Source organism: Flavobacteriales bacterium (genome assembly GCA_016712535.1).
GTDB lineage: Bacteria > Bacteroidota > Bacteroidia > Flavobacteriales_F > PHOS-HE28 > PHOS-HE28.
In genome coordinates this window covers 330,935-348,301 of the sequence record JADJQW010000003.1, presented here as the reverse complement: position 1 = coordinate 348,301, position 17,367 = coordinate 330,935, and the positions used below count along the sequence as shown (strand labels likewise).

17 protein-coding genes are annotated in these 17,367 nt (G+C 62.5%); 9 read left to right on the top strand and 8 right to left on the bottom strand.

Features of this window, described 5'->3' with window-relative positions; genetic code table 11:
* The first annotated feature begins 403 nt into the window (after nt 1-403).
* Nucleotides 404-2,140 (top strand): DNA polymerase III subunit gamma/tau, encoded by a 1,737-nt coding sequence (gene dnaX / locus IPK70_11700; protein ID MBK8227824.1) that lies wholly within the window; start codon nt 404-406, stop codon nt 2,138-2,140.
* A gap of 108 nt (nt 2,141-2,248) precedes the next feature.
* On the opposite strand, the gene IPK70_11695 is transcribed toward dnaX, so the two are convergent.
* A complete protein-coding gene (locus tag IPK70_11695) occupies nt 2,249-3,049 on the bottom strand; it encodes a UDP-2,3-diacylglucosamine diphosphatase (protein ID MBK8227823.1) in 801 nt (266 codons plus the stop codon).
* 115 nt (nt 3,050-3,164) lie between these two features.
* Here IPK70_11695 and IPK70_11690 point away from each other — a divergent pair, with 115 nt between their 5' ends.
* The gene (locus IPK70_11690; protein MBK8227822.1) at nt 3,165-3,527 is read left to right on the top strand and encodes a CoA-binding protein; all 363 of its coding nucleotides are present in this window, start codon (nt 3,165-3,167) and stop codon (nt 3,525-3,527) included.
* A gap of 41 nt (nt 3,528-3,568) precedes the next feature.
* Here the strand turns inward: IPK70_11690 and IPK70_11685 are convergent, their stop codons facing one another.
* On the bottom strand, nt 3,569-4,774 hold the full coding sequence (locus tag IPK70_11685; protein MBK8227821.1) for an NUDIX domain-containing protein: 1,206 nt from the start codon (nt 4,772-4,774) through the stop codon (nt 3,569-3,571).
* Here IPK70_11685 and IPK70_11680 point away from each other — a divergent pair.
* Nucleotides 4,773-5,423 (top strand): orotate phosphoribosyltransferase, encoded by a 651-nt coding sequence (locus tag IPK70_11680; protein MBK8227820.1) that lies wholly within the window; start codon nt 4,773-4,775, stop codon nt 5,421-5,423. The genes IPK70_11685 and IPK70_11680 overlap by 2 nt on opposite strands.
* 90 nt (nt 5,424-5,513) lie before the next feature.
* Nucleotides 5,514-5,921 (top strand): hypothetical protein, encoded by a 408-nt coding sequence (locus tag IPK70_11675; GenBank protein ID MBK8227819.1) that lies wholly within the window; start codon nt 5,514-5,516, stop codon nt 5,919-5,921.
* A gap of 53 nt (nt 5,922-5,974) precedes the next feature.
* Here IPK70_11675 and IPK70_11670 read toward each other — a convergent pair whose 3' ends face one another.
* Nucleotides 5,975-7,543, bottom strand: a complete 1,569-nt coding sequence (locus IPK70_11670) for a hypothetical protein (GenBank protein MBK8227818.1) — start codon at nt 7,541-7,543, stop codon at nt 5,975-5,977.
* Between the two features lie 291 nt (nt 7,544-7,834).
* On the opposite strand from IPK70_11670, the gene IPK70_11665 reads away from it, so the two are divergent.
* Both IPK70_11665 and IPK70_11660 read left to right on the top strand, forming a co-directional pair.
* Nucleotides 7,835-9,154 (top strand): insulinase family protein, encoded by a 1,320-nt coding sequence (locus tag IPK70_11665; GenBank protein ID MBK8227817.1) that lies wholly within the window; start codon nt 7,835-7,837, stop codon nt 9,152-9,154.
* Nucleotides 9,151-11,388 (top strand): insulinase family protein, encoded by a 2,238-nt coding sequence (locus IPK70_11660; GenBank protein MBK8227816.1) that lies wholly within the window; start codon nt 9,151-9,153, stop codon nt 11,386-11,388. Before IPK70_11665 ends, IPK70_11660 begins: the two co-directional genes overlap by 4 nt.
* Before the next feature lie 30 nt (nt 11,389-11,418).
* Here IPK70_11660 and IPK70_11655 read toward each other — a convergent pair whose 3' ends face one another.
* From IPK70_11655 to IPK70_11635, 5 genes are all read right to left on the bottom strand, one after another.
* Nucleotides 11,419-11,547, bottom strand: coding sequence for a DnaJ domain-containing protein (locus tag IPK70_11655; protein MBK8227815.1), 129 nt, complete (start codon nt 11,545-11,547; stop codon nt 11,419-11,421).
* Nucleotides 11,548-11,602: 55 nt separating this feature from the next.
* Entirely contained in the window at nt 11,603-12,544 is a 942-nt protein-coding gene (locus tag IPK70_11650) for a glycoside hydrolase family 16 protein (protein ID MBK8227814.1), read from the bottom strand.
* A complete protein-coding gene (locus IPK70_11645; protein ID MBK8227813.1) occupies nt 12,544-13,896 on the bottom strand; it encodes a hypothetical protein in 1,353 nt (450 codons plus the stop codon). Before IPK70_11645 ends, IPK70_11650 begins: the two co-directional genes overlap by 1 nt.
* A 20-nt stretch (nt 13,897-13,916) precedes the next feature.
* On the bottom strand, nt 13,917-14,657 hold the full coding sequence (locus IPK70_11640; protein ID MBK8227812.1) for a TerB family tellurite resistance protein: 741 nt from the start codon (nt 14,655-14,657) through the stop codon (nt 13,917-13,919).
* Between the two features lie 68 nt (nt 14,658-14,725).
* Nucleotides 14,726-15,457 carry a hypothetical protein gene (locus IPK70_11635; protein ID MBK8227811.1) on the bottom strand — a complete coding sequence of 244 codons (732 nt, stop codon included), beginning with the start codon at nt 15,455-15,457 and terminating at the stop codon, nt 14,726-14,728.
* A gap of 59 nt (nt 15,458-15,516) precedes the next feature.
* Here IPK70_11635 and IPK70_11630 point away from each other — a divergent pair, with 59 nt between their 5' ends.
* The 3 genes from IPK70_11630 to IPK70_11620 are packed head-to-tail and all read left to right on the top strand — an operon-like array spanning nt 15,517 to nt 17,361.
* A complete protein-coding gene (locus tag IPK70_11630; protein ID MBK8227810.1) occupies nt 15,517-15,795 on the top strand; it encodes a hypothetical protein in 279 nt (92 codons plus the stop codon).
* A gap of 10 nt (nt 15,796-15,805) precedes the next feature.
* Nucleotides 15,806-16,864, top strand: coding sequence for a hypothetical protein (locus tag IPK70_11625; GenBank protein ID MBK8227809.1), 1,059 nt, complete (start codon nt 15,806-15,808; stop codon nt 16,862-16,864).
* A gap of 38 nt (nt 16,865-16,902) precedes the next feature.
* On the top strand, nt 16,903-17,361 hold the full coding sequence (locus tag IPK70_11620) for a thioesterase family protein (GenBank protein ID MBK8227808.1): 459 nt from the start codon (nt 16,903-16,905) through the stop codon (nt 17,359-17,361).
* The last annotated feature ends 6 nt before the right edge of the window (nt 17,362-17,367 follow it).

Here is a 17,367-nt window from a genome sequence, read left to right as displayed (position 1 = left end):
GTAGGCGTAATAGGGATTCCGGTTAAGGAGGGTTTTTAGTTTTTGGGGGTGCCAAAGTAGAAGTGGCTTGGAGCATTACCAAGGTCCTCGCGCCGATCGTCGGCTATAACCTTTGTTCCATCGAAGGGAGTTTTCAACAACCGGGCTCGTCAGGCCGCTCAGCGGCCGTAATCCATCGACCGTGGCCCTGGCGTTCAATCGGAGGCCGTACAACCTGAACAGATCATAAGGAGAGTCAGAGCTGCCGATTCACTTCGGTGCTCCCTCCGAGCAAGGTGCTGCAGGCAGTTGGGAACACCTTCTCATCATCGGCCACCATGCAATCATCTCTCGTCCGTAAGTAATCAAGGAAGCGGATAAGGAAGAGCCGTCCAAGCTCACGGCGCAAATACCTTCGCCACCCATGGAGCCTTTCATCGTCAGCGCGCGCAAGTACCGTCCGGAGACCTTCGATACCGTGGTGGGCCAGGAGGCGGTGACCGCCACGCTGATGAATGCCATCCGCACCAAGCACCTGGCATCGGCTTTCCTCTTCACCGGCCCGCGCGGCGTGGGCAAGACCACCTGCGCGCGCATCCTGGCGCGCACCATCAATTGCGAGAACCTCAACGAGGACCTCACCACTTGCGGCAGCTGCGCCCCATGCAGGACCTTCCAGGAAGGGCACAGCCTGAGCATCTTCGAGCTCGATGCCGCCAGCAACAACAGCGTCGACGACATCCGCAACCTGATCCTGCAGGTGAGCATCGCCCCGCAGGTGGGCGAGAAGAAGGTGTACATCATCGACGAGGTGCACATGCTCAGCTCCGCGGCCTTCAACGCTTTCCTGAAGACTCTGGAGGAGCCGCCGCCCTATGCCATCTTCATCCTGGCCACCACCGAGAAGCATAAGATCCTGCCCACGATCCTGAGCCGTTGCCAGGTCTTCGACTTCCGCCGCATCGGCATCGTCGATATCGCCAAGCACCTGGCCGGCATCGCGAAGAACGAAGGCATCGAGGCCGAGCCGCAAGCGCTGCACCTGATCGCCCAGAAGGCCGATGGCGGCCTGCGCGACGCGCTCAGCATCTTCGATCAGCTGGTCAGCTTCGCCGGGCGCCGCCTCACCTACCAGACGGCCCGTGCCAACCTGAACGTGCTCGACCACGAGCATTACTTCAGCATCACGGACAGCCTGGTGAAGGGCGACCTGCCCGCGGCGCTGGTGGAGTACAACACGATCCTGCAGAACGGCTTCGACGGCCACCTCTTCGTGACCGGATTGGCGCGCCACTTCCGCGACCTGCTCGTGAGCCAGGATGCGCGCACCCTGCCGCTGCTCGAAGTGAGCGAGGACCTGGTGGCGCGCTATGGCGAACAGGCCCAAGCCACGCCGCGCGATCTTCTGCTGCGGGGCCTTGACCGCTTGGCCCAATGCGATGCGCAGTACAAGCAGAGCAAGGAGCCGCGCATGCTGGTGGAGCTCACCCTGATGCAGCTATGCCGATTGAATGCGCCCACGTTCTCGGCTGCCGAGGCGCCCATGGCTGAAAAAAAAAGCCCTGACCTAGGCGGTGCGCCAGAGAAGCCGGCGCCCGTTCCGGCCGCGCCTCCACCGCCCTTGGCCGCCGCAGTGGTTGCCGAGCCCAAGCCATCTGCCGCGGCCGATGGCTATGTTCCCAAGCGCCGGCTCGTGCGCGACCACGTGAGCATCAATCCCGTGGCCGCCGCGCAGCCCTCACCTGCTGAAGCCGCTGTGGCCGATACCGACGAGGGGCCCGCGCTGCCCAGCGCTGCCAAGGAGGTGAACCAAGCACTGCTCCAGCGCGTGTGGAGCGACTATGCCTTAGCGCGGAAACGCGAAGGCAAGAACAGCCTGCACGCCACCCTCGCCGCTCACGAGCCGATGGCTTCAGGACCCAGCCTGGTGAGCTTCGCGATCGTGAACGACGTGCAGGAGAAGTACCTGCGCGAGGAGAAGCCTGTGCTGCTCGCGCACTTGCGCCGCGAGCTGAATGATCCCGTGCTGCAGCTCGAAGTAGTGAAGGAGACGGTAGTGGTGCGCCCGCGGTACACGAAGCTCGACAAGTTCACCATCATGGCCGAACGGAATCCCGCTCTGCTGAAGTTGAAGTCGGAGCTGGACCTCGATCTGATGTAGGGCGCGCAAGGCTTGAAGGTGCGGCGCCGAATGCGGCATGTTGGCTGCGCCTCGCTGGAAGCGGGGCTCGCAAGGACCGGATGGTCCTGAAGGGGCGGGAACAAGCCCTCAGATCAGCGCCAGAGCGTCCTCTTCCTCGGCGACGGCCTCGGCCTCGTCGGTGATGCGCGAGGCGTCCTGCTGGTGCATGTAGATGCTCCACTCGCCGTTGGCGTATTCGAGGGCGCTCATGTGCTCGATCCAATCGCCGCTGTTCATGTAGCGCACGCTGCCTTGCGCATTGCTGATGGTGCGCAGCTGCGGCTGGTGGATGTGCCCGCAGGCCACGTACTGAAAACCTTCGTGGATGGCCACCTCGGCGGCGGTCTCCTCGAAATCGCTGATGTAGGCCACGGCGCGCTTCACGCTCCTCTTGATGCGCGCGCTGAAGCTCATGCGCGGCCTTCCGAAGAAGGTGAGCACGCGGTTCACCAGGTCGTTGATGCGGATGAGCCCGTCGTAGCCTGCGCCTCCGAGCTTGGCGATCCACTTCGCGTGGCGCGTGCTGGCGTCGAAGATGTCGCCGTGGAAGAACCAGTAGCGCTCGCCATCGAGCTCAAGCTCCAGGCGATCGATGAGCTGGAGATTGCCGAACTGCGCAGGGCTGTAGCGTCGCAGGGCCTCGTCGTGGTTTCCGGTGAGGTAGTACACGGGAACCTTGGCGGCGAGCTTCATCAAGCGCTTCAGCACCTTCATGTGACTGGCCGGGAAGTAGCTCTTCTTGAATTGCCAGATGTCGATGATGTCGCCGTTCAGCACCACCATGCGCGGGCGGACGCTGCGGAGATAGTGGAGCAGTTCCTCCGCCCGGCTTCCGTACGTGCCCAGATGCAGGTCGGAGAGCACGAGCACGTCAATGGGTCGCTTCATGGGTGCGTTTTATCCGCGGCGAAGCTGAGGCGGTGATGTGGCGGCAGGGTGAAGCCGATGTGAAGGGAAGCGTCTTCGTCAACAGGCGGTGTTGGCGGCGACCGACCTTTGCGGCATGGAAAGGCTGACCATCGTGCTCGGCGCAAGCGAGAAACCGGATCGCTACTCGAACATGGCCGCCCGCCGATTGATGGCTTACGGGCACGCAGTGCTATGCATCGGCAGGCGGCCCGGCCGCATCGGCGAACTGCCGATCCGCACGGAGATCCCGGAAGGCACGCGTGCCCATACGGTGACCATGTACCTCTCGGCAGCGAACCAATCGGAATGGCGCGAGCGCTTGCTGGCCCTGAAGCCGAAGCGCGTGATCTTCAATCCGGGAGCGGAGAATCCGGTTCTCGCGCGGGAGCTGGAAGGAGTCGGGACGGAAGCAGTGGAAGCCTGCACGCTGGTGTTGCTGGCCACCGGGGAGTACTGAGGTTGAGGGCTGCCGGACCCTGCGGCCATTGAACGCCCCCTTCACTCCAAGCCCAGCACGCGCTTCGGGTACTCGAACCAAACGAGCGTGCCGAGGTCGTGGCCGATCTCCTTCCAAGAGCCGGCAACGAAGTCGATGCGCACCATGCCGCAGGTGGGCAGCTCTCCCACGTTATCCCCGCAGAAGTGATCCACAGCGGTTGAGAATCCGGGGTTGTGCCCGAAGAGCATGACGCGCTCCGCCCCATCGGGCAAGGCGGCCACCACATCCGAGATGCCCTTCACGGAGGCATGGTAAAGCCGGGGCTCGAGCATGAACTGCCCTGGCTGCATTGCGAGTTCCTTAGCGAAGAAGCGCGCGGTGGACTGCGCCCGGTTGGCATCGCTGCTCACGATCAGCTGCGGCTGTTCGCCGCGCTCCTTGAAATGGCGCGCCATCGCTGGGGCATCACGCAAGCCGCGGTCATTCAGCGGACGCTCATGATCGCTTTGCCCGGGATCGGCCCAGGAGCTCTTGGCGTGGCGGCAGAGGTAAAGGGTGCGCACTGGCGGTTGGGGGTTGAGGTTGCTGGTGGTTGAAGGTCGGCTGCCCTTCCAGTCCCGCTGTGCAGGCTGCCTCGCATGCGGCTCCGTTGCCAGCCACGCCTCGAAGACGGGGCGCAAGGAAGGATAGCTGCCTGCGATGATCATGGGCAGTTCTTCTCGCGCGGCCCAGTGCGCTTCGTCGATGTCCTCTTCGTGCTGCGCGATGAGCGGCTCAGCCGATGAGCCCTGCATGCGGTACCAGCGCGTGCGTTTCAGGCAGGCCCTTCCCTTCTCCGTATAGGTGTGCCAGGTATCGGGCAGTTCGCCGACGATCCGAAGCGTGCGCAAGCCGCATTCCTCCTGCACCTCGCGAATGGCGGCAGCAGGGCTCTCTTCATCGGCGTCGAGCTTGCCCTTGGGCAGGTCCCAGTGCCCCCGCCGATGGATCACGAGCAAGCGGCCACGTTCATCCTGCACCGCGCCGCCCGCCGCTTCAACAAGGCGATGCTGCGCCATGAAGGACTCCCACGCGTCGAAGCCGTTGGCGCTGAATAGCATCAGGCCTTGCACTTCGGGCCTGGCCATGGCATCGAGTGCATGCTGCAGCTCTTCGCGATTGCGCGCATTCACCAGGAGCCAGTGCTCGCGCACGGCCATATCGGGCGCCGCTGTGGATATCTCCACCGGCTTCCCTCCCACCCACACCGCATACTTTCGCCGCATGGCATCCCCCCTCGATCCTTCGTTGAAAGTCGCAGAGTTCCTGCTGCAGATCAAGGCCGTCAAACTTAGTCCGAAGAAGCCCTTCACCTGGGCCAGCGGGTGGAAGAGCCCGATTTACTGCGACAACCGCAAGACGCTCTCCTACCCGGCCGTGCGCACCTACATCCGGCAGCAGTTCGTGCATGTGATCAACAGCGAGTTCGGCCGGCCTGACATGATCGCGGGCGTGGCCACCGGCGGCATCGCGCATGGTGCATTGGTGGCGCATGACCTGGGCCTGCCCTTCATCTATGTGCGCAGCGGCGCCAAGGAGCATGGCATGAAGAACCAAGTGGAAGGCGACCTCACGGTGGGCCGCAATGTGGTGGTGGTGGAGGACCTGGTGAGCACCGGGCAGAGCAGCCTCAACGCGGTGGAAGCCTTGCGCGCCGAAGGCTGCGAGGTGAAGGGCATGGTGTCGATCTTCACCTATGGCTTCGATGAGGCGGCCAAGGCTTTCGCCAAGGCGAAGGTCCACTTGCACTCCCTCACCAACTACAGCATCCTGGTGGATCAGGCGCTTCGCGATGAGTACATCACGGAGAAGGACTTGCTGCCGTTGAACGAGTGGCGGAAGGATCCGGCCAATTGGGGCGTTGTGAAGGCGTGATCGAGAAACCGAACAGGCAATGGGACCGCTTCGCCTGCCCTGCTTAGTAGGGCCAGCGCTCGGTGACCATGGCGCAATGAGACGAACGAGATGACCACGATCGAGAGCAAGAAGGTTGAGATCCGGAAGCCGGCCGCAGAGCTGCATGCCTTCCTGCTGGATATGAACAACTTCGAGCAGCTGCTGCCAACGAGCCGCATCAGCGAATGGCAGAGCGACGGCAAGAGCTGCTCCTTCAAGGTGCAAGGCGCGGCCAGCATCGGCCTCGCGCTCGACGGCGGCGAGTCCCCTTCACTCGTGAAGATGAAGGCCACCGAGCGCAGCCCATTCCCGTTCACGCTCGATGTGCACTTGCAGGAAACGAATGGCACCACCACCCTGCACCAGGTCTTCAACGCGGACCTCAACCCCTTCATCAAGATGATGGTGGAGAAGCCGCTGGGGAACCTCTTCGATCACATCGCGGATCGCATGAAGGCGATTCACGGTCAGGGCTGACAAAGGGTCTCCCTCGCCTGCAACGGGCACTGCGCCCGATCTCCCTTCATTCCCTATTCCCTGAAGAAGCGCGCGCTGCCAAGCTTGCCTTGTTCGCCGTTAACGATGACGGTGTATGCGCCGGGCACGGTGACTTCGCTGAGGCTGATGCGGAGGCGTTGCTCCCCTGGAGCCTGCCAAGCGCCGTTGAAGGGAACCTGAACGGTGCGTCCTTGCGCATCGACCAGCGCGATGGTGATGCGTTCACCGCGCTTCAGGGCGTAGCGGATCTCCAAGGCATCATTGGCGGGGTTCGGGACCAGTTGCAGCCCCGTGGCATCCATGTCAACTTCCTCGAGCCCGATGTTCACGCCGGCGTGGAACCGAGCCACGATGTAGTTGTTCTGTGCCCCGCCCTGCACGGCTTGGCCGCCCGCGAGCAACTTGCCATCGGCCTGCACTGCTGCAGCATAGCCGAAGGCATTGCCCCCGCCCGCATTCACGATGGTGCTGCCGTCGCCGCTGAAGCCCGTATCGAGCGTACCGATGGCGGTGAAGACGGTCACGAACATGCTCAGCGCGGTGTTGCCCACCGCTGCGATGCGGCCATCTTGGAGCAGTGCCACTGAACGCGCGAAGCACGATGCGCTGAATTCGTTCAGGGCAAGGCCCGCCGTTCCGAAGCTCGGATCCAAGGCACCTGCAGCGGTGTAGCGGGCCACAGCGAGGCCGGCCGCTGCGCCGTTGATCACCATGCCTGCGGCCACCAAGCGGCCATCGGGCTGCAGGGCCAGTGCGTAGGCCCAGTCCGTTGAAGGACCGAAGGCGGAGACCACCGTGCCATTGGTGCCGAAGGCGGCATCGAGCTGTCCGTCCGCGGTGAAGCGCGCGAGCAGGAAGTCGCTGTCGACGGACGCGTTGCCGGTCTGGCCGGCGATCACGATCCTGCCATCGGGTTGCAGGACCATCGCGCTCGCACGGTTATCGACCGCGCCGATGTCGAGCTTGGCGACACCCGTTGCATTGAAGGTGGCATCGAGAGCTCCTGCTGCGGTATAACGGACCACAACCGCATCATAATCAACAGAGCCTTTGGCTGCGCCGGCAACCACGATGCGGCCGTCGGGCTGTATGGCCACGCCATAGTAACTGTCGTCGGTTCCTGGTGCGAGGTCATCTACCTGGATGCCATCGCTGCTGAAGGTCTGATCGAGCGTGCCGTTGGAGTTGTAGCGCAGCACCGCCGCGCGGTAGCCGTTGCCCGCGTAGCTCCGTCCCACCGCGACGATCTTGCCATCGGGCTGCAAGGCCAGCGCGTAGAAGGTCTCATCGAGACTGGGGGGCGCGCCCACTTGCGTGGCCACGCGACCGGCGGAGCCGAAAGTGGCATCGAGCGTCCCATCGGGCATGAGGCGCGCCAGGCCGAATTTGGTCCCGTTGCCTTGATGCGAACCGCCACCGACGAGGATGCGGCCATCGGGCTGCACCAGGATGCAACTACCACGGTCGTCGTGATTCGAGGCGAAGTCGATGGCGGCGACCCCATCGCCGCTGAAGGTGAGGTCCGGATCGCCGGATACCTGGGCGGAAAGCGGAAGCGCCGAGAGGATCAGCAGACTTGCAAGGGTAGAATGTGCGCGCATGTGCATGGGTTGATCGTCGCGAAGGAAACCGAAAGCGGGTTATGAAATGCGGCCGGCTGCGTTTGATCACAGAATCGCCTGCTGGATTGAACACGCGTGCAATGGAACAGTTCGCTGCAGGACCAGCGGACAAGTGATCCTGAAGCGCTTCGCGCAACCGATGTCATCGGCATCGGGAAATCCGGGCTCGATCCGATCCTTATTCACCAACCAAACGGTCACCTCGCCGACCTTCCTTGCCATCCCTCCCCCCCTTTACCTTCGGCGCCCCCCGGCCCGCCGGGCATCCCGATGCGAACCCTAGCCTTCCCCATCGCCCTCATGCTCGCAGCAACCGCCACCGCGCAGCGCAGCGCCATCGCCTACACCGAATTCGACCTCGACAACGGATTGCACGTGATCCTCCACGAGGACCGCAGCACGCCCATCGTGTGCGTGAGCGTGATGTACCACGTGGGCAGCAAGAACGAGGATCCGACGCGGCGCGGCTTCGCCCACTTCTTCGAGCACCTGCTATTCGAGGGCAGCGCCAACATCGGCCGCGGCGAATTCAGCAAGCATGTGGAGAAGGCGGGCGGCGTGCTCAACGCCAATACCACCGCTGACCGCACCTACTACTACGAAGTGCTGCCCAGCAACCAGCTCGAGCTCGGCCTCTGGCTCGAGAGCGAGCGCATGCTGCACGCCAAGGTGGACCAGAAGGGCGTGGACACGCAGCGCGAAGTGGTGAAGGAGGAGCGCCGCCAGCGCTATGAGAACCAGCCCTACGGCACCATCCTGCTCGAGGTGCTCGACCGCGCATACAGCACGCACCCTTACAAGTGGCCCACCATCGGCTTCATGGAAGACCTGAATGCCGCGAGCGAAGCCGACTACCTGGCTTTCTACAAGAAGTTCTACGTGCCCAACAACGCCACGCTGGTAGTGGCCGGCGACATCGACCCGGCGAATGCGAAGGCGCTGGTGACCAAGTATTTCGCCGAGATCCCGCGCGGCGCTGCGGTGACGCAGCCCGACGTGAAGGACCCGGGCCCGACGACGGAAGTGCGCGCGGTGATCAACGACCGCATCCAACTGCCTGCGGTGGTGCTCGGATACAGGATCCCGCCCACCGGCGCATCGGACTATTATGCCGTCGACCTCGTGAACCGCCTCTTGAGCAACGGCAATAGCAGCCGATTGAACAGATCGCTCAAGGACGAGCAGCAGAAAGCCGTTGGCACGGGCGCATTCAGCCTTCCCTTCGAGCAGGGCGGATTAGCCATCCTCTACGCCATCGCCAACATGGGTGTTGAGGCGAACGCGCTGGAACAGGCCATGACCGCCGAGGTGCGCCGCATCCAGGCCGATGGGGTCCCCAAGGCCGAATTCGACAAGCTGATGGCGCAGCTGGAGACCGAGCTCGTGAACGACCGCAGCCGCATCGCCGGCATCGCCAGTGACCTTGCGCGCTGCCACCAGCTCATGGGCGACACCAGGTTGGTGAACACCGAGATCGACCGCTACCTCGCGCTCACGCCCGCCGACCTGAAGCGCGCCGCGCAGACCTACTTCACCGAACAGGCCCGGGTGGTGCTGCACTACCTGCCCGCCGGACAGAAACAACCATGAACCGCCGTATGAAGCCCATCGCCGCACGCACCGGCCTCTGCGCCGGACTTATCCTCCTTACCGCATCGATGAACGCACAGATCAACCGCAGCACGCCCCCCGCCCCTTCCGCGCCTCCGCAGGTGAACCTGGCCCAGCATGCCTTCTTCACCTTGCCCAATGGCCTCCGAGTGATCGTGGTGGAGAACCACAAGCTTCCGAAGGTGGATGTGCAGCTGCGCTTCGATCACGCTCCGATAAGCCAAGGTGATAGAGCCGGCTTCATCGACCTCTTCGGCGAATTGCTCGAGGCCGGTACCATCAAGCGCAACAAGGCCGAGATCGATGAGCTGGTGGACAGCCATGGCGCGAGCCTGAGCACCAGTTCCGAAGGGCTGTATGCCAGCATGCTGAAGAAGCACCTCGTCCCGATGATGGAGCTGATCTCCGAGGTGGTCACTTCGCCCGCCTTCCCGGCCTCCGAGCTCGAGAAAGCGCGCAGGCGATCGCTCAGCGGCGTGGAGCAGCGCAAGGACGACCCTGCGGCGATCAGTGAGACCGTGGGCCGTGCCATGACATTCGGCCGCTCGCACCCCTACGGCGAAGTGACCACCGAAGCCAGCCTGCGCAAAGTCGATCGCGAGCAGATCGTGGCCTATCACGCCAAGTTCTTCCGTCCGGAGAACGGCTACCTCGTCTTCGTCGGCGATATCACGGAGAAGGAAGCCAAGGCCCTGGCCAAGGATCGCTTCGGCAAATGGGAGCCCGCGCCGGTCTACACCGTTGTGGCGGACGATGGCACCGAGAGCCTCCCCGGTATCGGCCCCATCCGCTTCCTCAAAGAGCCCAAGGCGCCGAGCGGGCCTCGCCGCGTGGTGCTGGTGGATCGTTCGGGCGCCGCGCAATCGGTGATCCGCGTGAGCTTCCCGCTCAACTTCCATCCGAAGGACCTGCGCGCCCTGCCCGCCCAGGTGATGAACACGATCCTCGGCGGCGGCGTGTTCAATGCGCGCCTGATGCAGAACCTGCGCGAGGACAAGGGCTGGACCTATGGCAGCTACTCCACACTGGAGAGCGACCGCTTCAATGGGCACTTCCACACCACGGCCAATGTGCGCACCGCCGTCACCGACAGCGCCATCGCCGAAACACTGAAGGAGGTTGAGCGCATGCGCATGGAGCGGGTCACCGCCGAGGAACTCGACCTGGCCAAGCGCTACATGGCCGGCAGCTTCGCGCGCAGCCTTGAGGATCCGCGCACCGTGGCCCGCTTCGCCATGAACACCTACCTGAACGAATTGCCGAAGGACCACTACGCGACTTACCTGCAACGCTTGGAAGCCGTTACTGCCGATGATGTGCAGGCCGCTGCGGAGGCGTTCCTGCATCCGGACAATGCGGTGATCATGGTGGTAGGCGATAAGCGCAAGCTGCTCGCGAAGCTCGAAGCGCTGAGCTGGTCGACCAACCCGAAGGTGATCGAGCTCGATCACAATGCCGAGCGCTACGTGGAGCAGTTCGAGCGCGTCACCGGCATCACAGCGCAGGATGTGATCGAGCGGCACCTTGCTGCGATCGGCGGCCGCGAAGCCATCGGCCGCATCGCCGACCTGCGCATGGACATCGAAGCAGAGATGATGGGCGTGCCTGTTGAGATCACCCAGTGGTATGGTCCCGATGGGCTCTTCCGATCGGTGGCCAAGAGCAACGGCGCGATCCTGCAGGAAGAGGCCTTCGATGGCGAGCGCGCCGTGCGCCGCAGCCCTATGGGCGAACAAGAACTCGAGGACCGCGACCTTGGCAACCTGCGCTTCAATGGACACCCTGTGCCTGAAGCGCAATATGCCCGCACCACGGAACGCGTGATGCTCGCCGGCCGCACGCAGGTCGATGGAAAGCCGGTGCTGAAACTGGTGGCCATTTTACCCGATGGCGGAAGCGTGGGCGATTACTACGACGAGGCCACCTGGCTCAAGCTGCGCCGCGTGGAGGAGAAGCAGATGGACGACCGCAGCTATACCATCGTCACCGACTATAGCGACCTCCAGGCCAGCGGCGGCGTGATGTTCCCGCGCCGCATCGTGCAGATGGGCGGCCCCAGCGGCGATGTGACCCTCATCGTGAAGGCCATCACCATCAACTCCGACCTGAAGCCGGCCTTCTTCGCCACCAACCTGCCCGAACGCAAAGAAGTGCCCTACGTGGAACCCGGTGAAGAAAGCCCGGCAGAGAGCGAACCGAAACCAGAGGACTGATCCGCGCCGGCCCCTCCGCTGGCCGCGATTCTACTTCATCCCCCGCTGCTTCTGGATCGCCTCATAGGCCTCCTGCACCTTCTTGAATTTCTCATTCGCCGCCTTCTGCACCTCATCGCCGAGCTGCGCCACCTTGTCCGGGTGGTACTTCATGGCCATGCGGCGGTAGGCCTTCTTCACTTCTTCGTCGGTGGCGGTGAGCAATCAATTCCAATCACCTGCGCCTGTACACCCGCACATAGTCCACAACCATGGCCGCTGGCAGATCTTGAATATCCAGGTCCTGGCCCGCTGGCGATGTGAATAGCCTCCGCTTCACAGCCAAGCTCAAGATAACCGACACATGGGCATCCTGTGCTGGAAACGCTTGGTTCTGCACATAGATACCTGGCGGAGCGTTGCACGTGGTCACGGGGCGGTTCAGGACATCGTAGAGACGACTCGAGCGATGGATCAACACATCATCGATGTAGAAGTCGACGAACCAGACATCCCAATCCACACGATAAACGTGGAAGTCATCGGCCAAGTCATCTAGCTCCCGATTGCCTGATTCACTTGCCTCTTTCCCATTGCAAGGCTCATTGTACCGATGCAAGGCATAGTGGTATTCGCTTGATGGCCTTGCCATCACCTCCAAGATGTCGATCTCAACGCAATTCGGTCCACCACCAAAGAGCCAGAAAGCCGGCCAGAGATGCTTGCCCCCGCTCTTTGGGACTTTGAGCCTGCTCTCAAATCGACCTCTCGTAAAAGACTGGCGACTATGAAGTACGCCTGATGTGTATACCGAAGACGCGCCATACCAGAACGCCCTGTCGCCTTTACGTGCCAAAATGTTCAGAAACCCATCGCCGGTGACGAATACATTGCTATCCGCATTGACTGTGAGCACATCCGGCCATCCATGCACGCGGCTCTCGTAGCACTCATCGGAATGGAAGCAATAAGGATAGTGCGTGAGCCATCGATCCGAATCTACTCCCTCACCAGCGAATTCCTCCTCGAATACGAGGTCCCATGCACCGTGGGCACAGAGATCACCTTCCTCGACAGCAACAAGCTTGTGGCGCAGTGGATCGGAGTAGGGTTGTCCATTGCAATCCCATGCTACAAGCAAGGCGCAGCACATGAAGCTGGATATCCGTGCCTCCATTACACACCACTTTGATGGGGCACCTTTCGAAGCGCGTCGAAGAGGCCGATCATCGCGGCGAAGGGAATCGCCCAAGCCAACTTGATCCCGAAACGATCAGCGACAGTGACCAGACCCGCATTCACAGCAGAATTGAGCATGCATGCTGCGAGCAGGAATGCGATCATCAACCAGGTCGCCCTTCCAATCCGAACTCGAAGCCGCTGCAGCGCTGCCAATAGAACCAATGCAGCCAGCCCAATCACGACGCCCGCCTCATGGACAATCCGCCAAGTGGGCATAGCGGCCTCGAACTCATCCCTGTTCATTTGCCGGGCCTGTGAATACGCGTTGGCATCCATGGGCACGTGGCGCACCAAGCGCTCGTGCAGCAGGGTACCCGGACCGAAAGCCCCATTTCCATCGCCTGGCGCGAACCGAGTGAGTTGAATCGCTATAGATCTCAAGGTTGCGCGCCCCTCCGCCATCAGGAGCTCGGGGTCTGTCATCATAGTTGACCGAATGCGGCCAAACTCCGATTCCATTATTGACCGATCGGTATAAAGCGATTGCGGTGAGTCTTTCGCCCAGAGGAACGAATCAGCGCTGGCCGGTATGCTTCCTCGCCGGCTGCAAAGTGCGACCGGATCAGTATCGCAATACTTCTCCAGATACTGCTGCAGAACTCCGTGCTCCGCCATGCGTGCCGCATAGAATGTATTCTTCGATTTCGCCAGTGAAGGCCCCATTGGTGCGGTGCCAGCAACGGCAATGAGCACCAGGAGCGTGATGCGCTTCCATGAAGGGTGCACACTTGATCGCCCGAACAGCTTCAGCAGCACGGCGATCGTCAGGACCATCGCCGTCAGCCCGATGTGCGACATGTGCATGGCGTAACTGACCAGGAGAAGCGCGCTATACCCTAAGATTTCCTTCCGCGATAGGTTATTGGACCATAGCAGCAGATACACGGTGCAAAGCAGGATCGGCGTGAAGACGTCGGTAATCAGCTGGCCCGCGCTGAAGGGCAGGCCGGTCACGAGCGCTATCCACATGATGGCCCCAACGCGCGACCATGCGCCGGTCCAACCCACCTCCTTCAGCAGTCGATGAAGGACGACTGCCAGAAGCAGTGCTTGCACCAGCACCGCAGTCCACAGCGTGACGCCATTCAGGCTGAACAGCCGCAAGAAAACACCATAAGTGATGGGTCGATCGATCGGGGTATCCAACACGAATCCCGACGAGAGATAAGTGGAGGTATCGGAATAAACCAACGGGTAACCGTTCCATATGGCCACCCACAGCAACGCTACGGTGGAGACTACGGTTGCAAGCGCATTCGCCACCTGACCGTTTCTGCCAAAGGTCATGCGTCAAGTTTACGCCAAGACTACTTCATCCCCCGCTGCTTCTGGATCGCCTCATAGGCCTCCTGCACCTTCTTGAACTTCTCGTTCGCCGCCTTCTGCACCTCATCGCCGAGCTGCGCCACCTTGTCCGGGTGGTACTTCATGGCCATGCGGCGGTAGGCCTTCTTCACTTCTTCGTCGGTGGCGGTGCGCTCGATCTCCAGCACCGCGTACGCCGCGCCGGGATCGGCGGTGCGGAACATGGCGCTCAATGAGCCGAGGTCCTTCTCGCTGATGCCGAGCTCGTGCGCGATGGAGCGCAGCAAGCCGATCTCGCCGCGGTGCACCTCGCCATCGGCATGCGCCAAGCCGATGAGGTAATGCAGGAGCTGCAAGCGCACGGGATGCGGCATGTTATGCCGCACCTGCGCGCACACCTCATGCACCGGGATCTCCTGCTTGAGAGCATCGCGCAGCAGCACGAGCAGCTCACCGGCCTGCTGCGCGCCGAACTGCTGCATGAAGAAGCGCCGCACGTGATCGAGCTCGCGCTGGGTCACCTTGCCATCGGCTTTCATGAGCGCTGCGGTGAGCACCACCAGGCTCATGGCCAGGTCACCAGCGGTGGTGGCATGGGCGCGCGGCGGAGGCTGGGCGGCCTGCTGGTCGGCGCCACCGCTCATGTGGTCCATCATCGCACCGATGGCGAAGCCGAGTATGCCGCCGATGGGGCCGCCGAAGGCCCAACCGAGCCCACCACCGATCCATTTGCTGAAAGCCATTGCGCGAATTGAGGTCGGCAAAGATGACGGTTGGGCCCTGCTGGGCCAGCGAACTGATGCACGAGCGGCTACTGCGCTGGCTGCCCGGCTTCAGCGAGCACTACGCGATACCGCAACTGCACATCAGACCACACCGTCGCATTCCCTGCCGTGCGCGCATCGCGCATCGGCGATGGATCGCTCCAATCGCCGGGTTCAGGTGTTTCAGGCAAGGGCAGGTCGAATGCGAGCCAGGTATCCTCCTCGATATGGAAGCTCAAGACGCGCGCACTCGAACGGGTGTTCAGATCCGCCCTGGCCAGCACGAACATGAAGCCCTCCTCTTCCCGGAACTTCGATCGATCGATGATCGCGTAGCCGTTGTCCTTCGGACCCGCATACAGGCTCATGCGGATCTGATCGGGCTCGCGCGATCGTTCCGTGATCCGCTCCAGCGGCACGCGCACCTCCACCTCCAAGGCGAGCAATCCGCCTTGGTGCTTCAAGGGGCGTGGAATGGAGAGCAGGCTGAGCCCCGCGATGCCGAAGAGCGCCACCTGACCCAAGAGCACCGATAGCCCGGCGGCTTTCCAGAATTGGGCCCAATCCGTAGCGCCCACGAGCTTGGTGCCGAGCAGCCCCAGCATGAAGCCGCCAAGGAAGCCCGCAGGAATGAAGAGGAAGACGACCGCATAGCCGCGCTTGCCCTCGAAGTCGCTCACGCCGTGCAGGCCCGTGACCTTGTCCGCCACGAACGCGGTAACGAATGCGGTGACCAATGCGGTGAGCAGGGCGACAACGAGGGCGATCTTCCAGGACATGCGGCGCGGTGCCGGTGAAGATCGCATCTTCGACGCATTCGTGCGCGAACAGCTAGGGCATGGAAAAGGTCACCATCACGGAGGAAGGTCGCTCCGGCTCCGTGTTCTATGAATCCGAAGGCCGCCGCATCTCCGGCTGGTGGGAGTTCGCTGGAGGCGATGCCGTGGCGATCGTGTACATCGGCAATGCCAGCGAGTGGCGGCATGGCCACCCCTGGGCGGTTGGTCAACGAGCGGGGATCATGCGCTTCATCGCGGATGAGGTGATCCGGCAGAAGGCCAGCAGCTGCAAGGCCGAGATCGATGAAGAAGGCGGATGGATCACCCTGAAGCGGTAGAACGCAGCGCATGAGCAACGCAACGAGCGAACAGGAAGCCGCCGCCGCGTGGTATAGGCGGTACAAGAAGCTCCGCTTCAAGCTCGCGCTATTCGTGGCCGTTGCGGCCCTCATCTTCGGCACTGTGATGTGGTTCGGGAAGAAGGTCCTCTCCGTGGCCCCCGCGAGCGGAGTTCCACTGGGCGAATGCGTGCGCACCGAGAATCACATCGGTTCGCTCATCCAAGCGACCGACCCACACCTGCCCGAGATCAGCGGCCGCGGCGGCAACACCACCACGAGCATCAGCATCCTGCTCATTCCGCTGGATGGGAGCGAGCCGAAGAAGATCGTGATCGCCGAGGGGCTCACGCCGAACCAGTACGCCCTGGCGAAGATCCTCGGCAGCGATGGACAGGTCCTGTGGTTCGACGTCAATGGGATCGGCGGCGTGGGCCTGAAGCGCATGCAGCTATTGAAGCCCGCCGAAGTGCGCGACCCTTACGTTCCGAAGCCCGCGTGGCCCTTTGCGATCAGCCCCGACACCTACCTCTCCGCCGGTTTCATCGTGGCGCCCGGGCAATGGCTCGGGCTCCATTCTGAAGAGGAGCTGTTGGGCGAATTCGCTCCGAAGAAGTTCGTGCGACGGGTGGTCTCCCAGGAGAACCGGAAGCAGATGCGCCGCTTCCATCGCGGTGAACTCGAATCACCGGTGGAGGAGAAGTACCATCGCATCGAATCCATGGCTCCCCTAGGCGATGACGAATATTTCAATGCGGCCTTCCTGCGCATGGACGATGAAGCGGAACCGCTTCGCCTCACCGGTCCCGATGGCGCGCTCATGATCCACACCTCAGGGCCGGGGCTGAAAGGCACCGCGATCATCTCGCGGGTCGATCTCAGCGGCAAGGTGACCTGGTCCGTGGATACCGGCATCGATCGCTTCAAGCTCGCGCAGATCCTGCCGGGCAAGGATTCGTTCGCCTTCGTGGGTACGCGGCCTGCGGTGCCGAACAAGCTCAGCGAGCCGCTGGTGGTGATCGTTGAGAACACGACGGGGAAGGCGATCGGGCATTCGCTCTGGCGCTAGGGGAACCCTTCTAAAGACCCGCCCTTTACTTTCGGTGCATGCAAGCGACCGAGGCCCCCTACCGCCAGCGCGTCACTTTCCGCTGGGCCGATATCGACGCCAACTTCCATGTACGTCACTCGGTGTACTACGACCTGGGCTCACAGCAGCGCATCCATGCCCTTTCCGCCAACGGCCTCACCATGCGCCATATGCAGCAGGGCAGCTTCGGTCCGGTGATCTTCCGCGAGGAATGCCGCTTCCTGAAGGAGATCAAGCCCGAGGATGAGGTCGATATCGTGGTCGGGGTGAAGGGCCTGAGCAAGGACTACCGGAAGTTCATCTTCCAGCACGCATTCATGCGCGGGGAAGAGCTGTGCGCCATGGTGCAGGTGGAAGGCGCCTGGTTCAACAGCACGCAACGGAAGATCGACGTGCCGCCGCAGTTGGTGGTGGATGCGGTGAACGACTTTCCGAAAGCCGATGATTTCGCGTGGATGGAACAGGGCGTCCGCTGATCATGC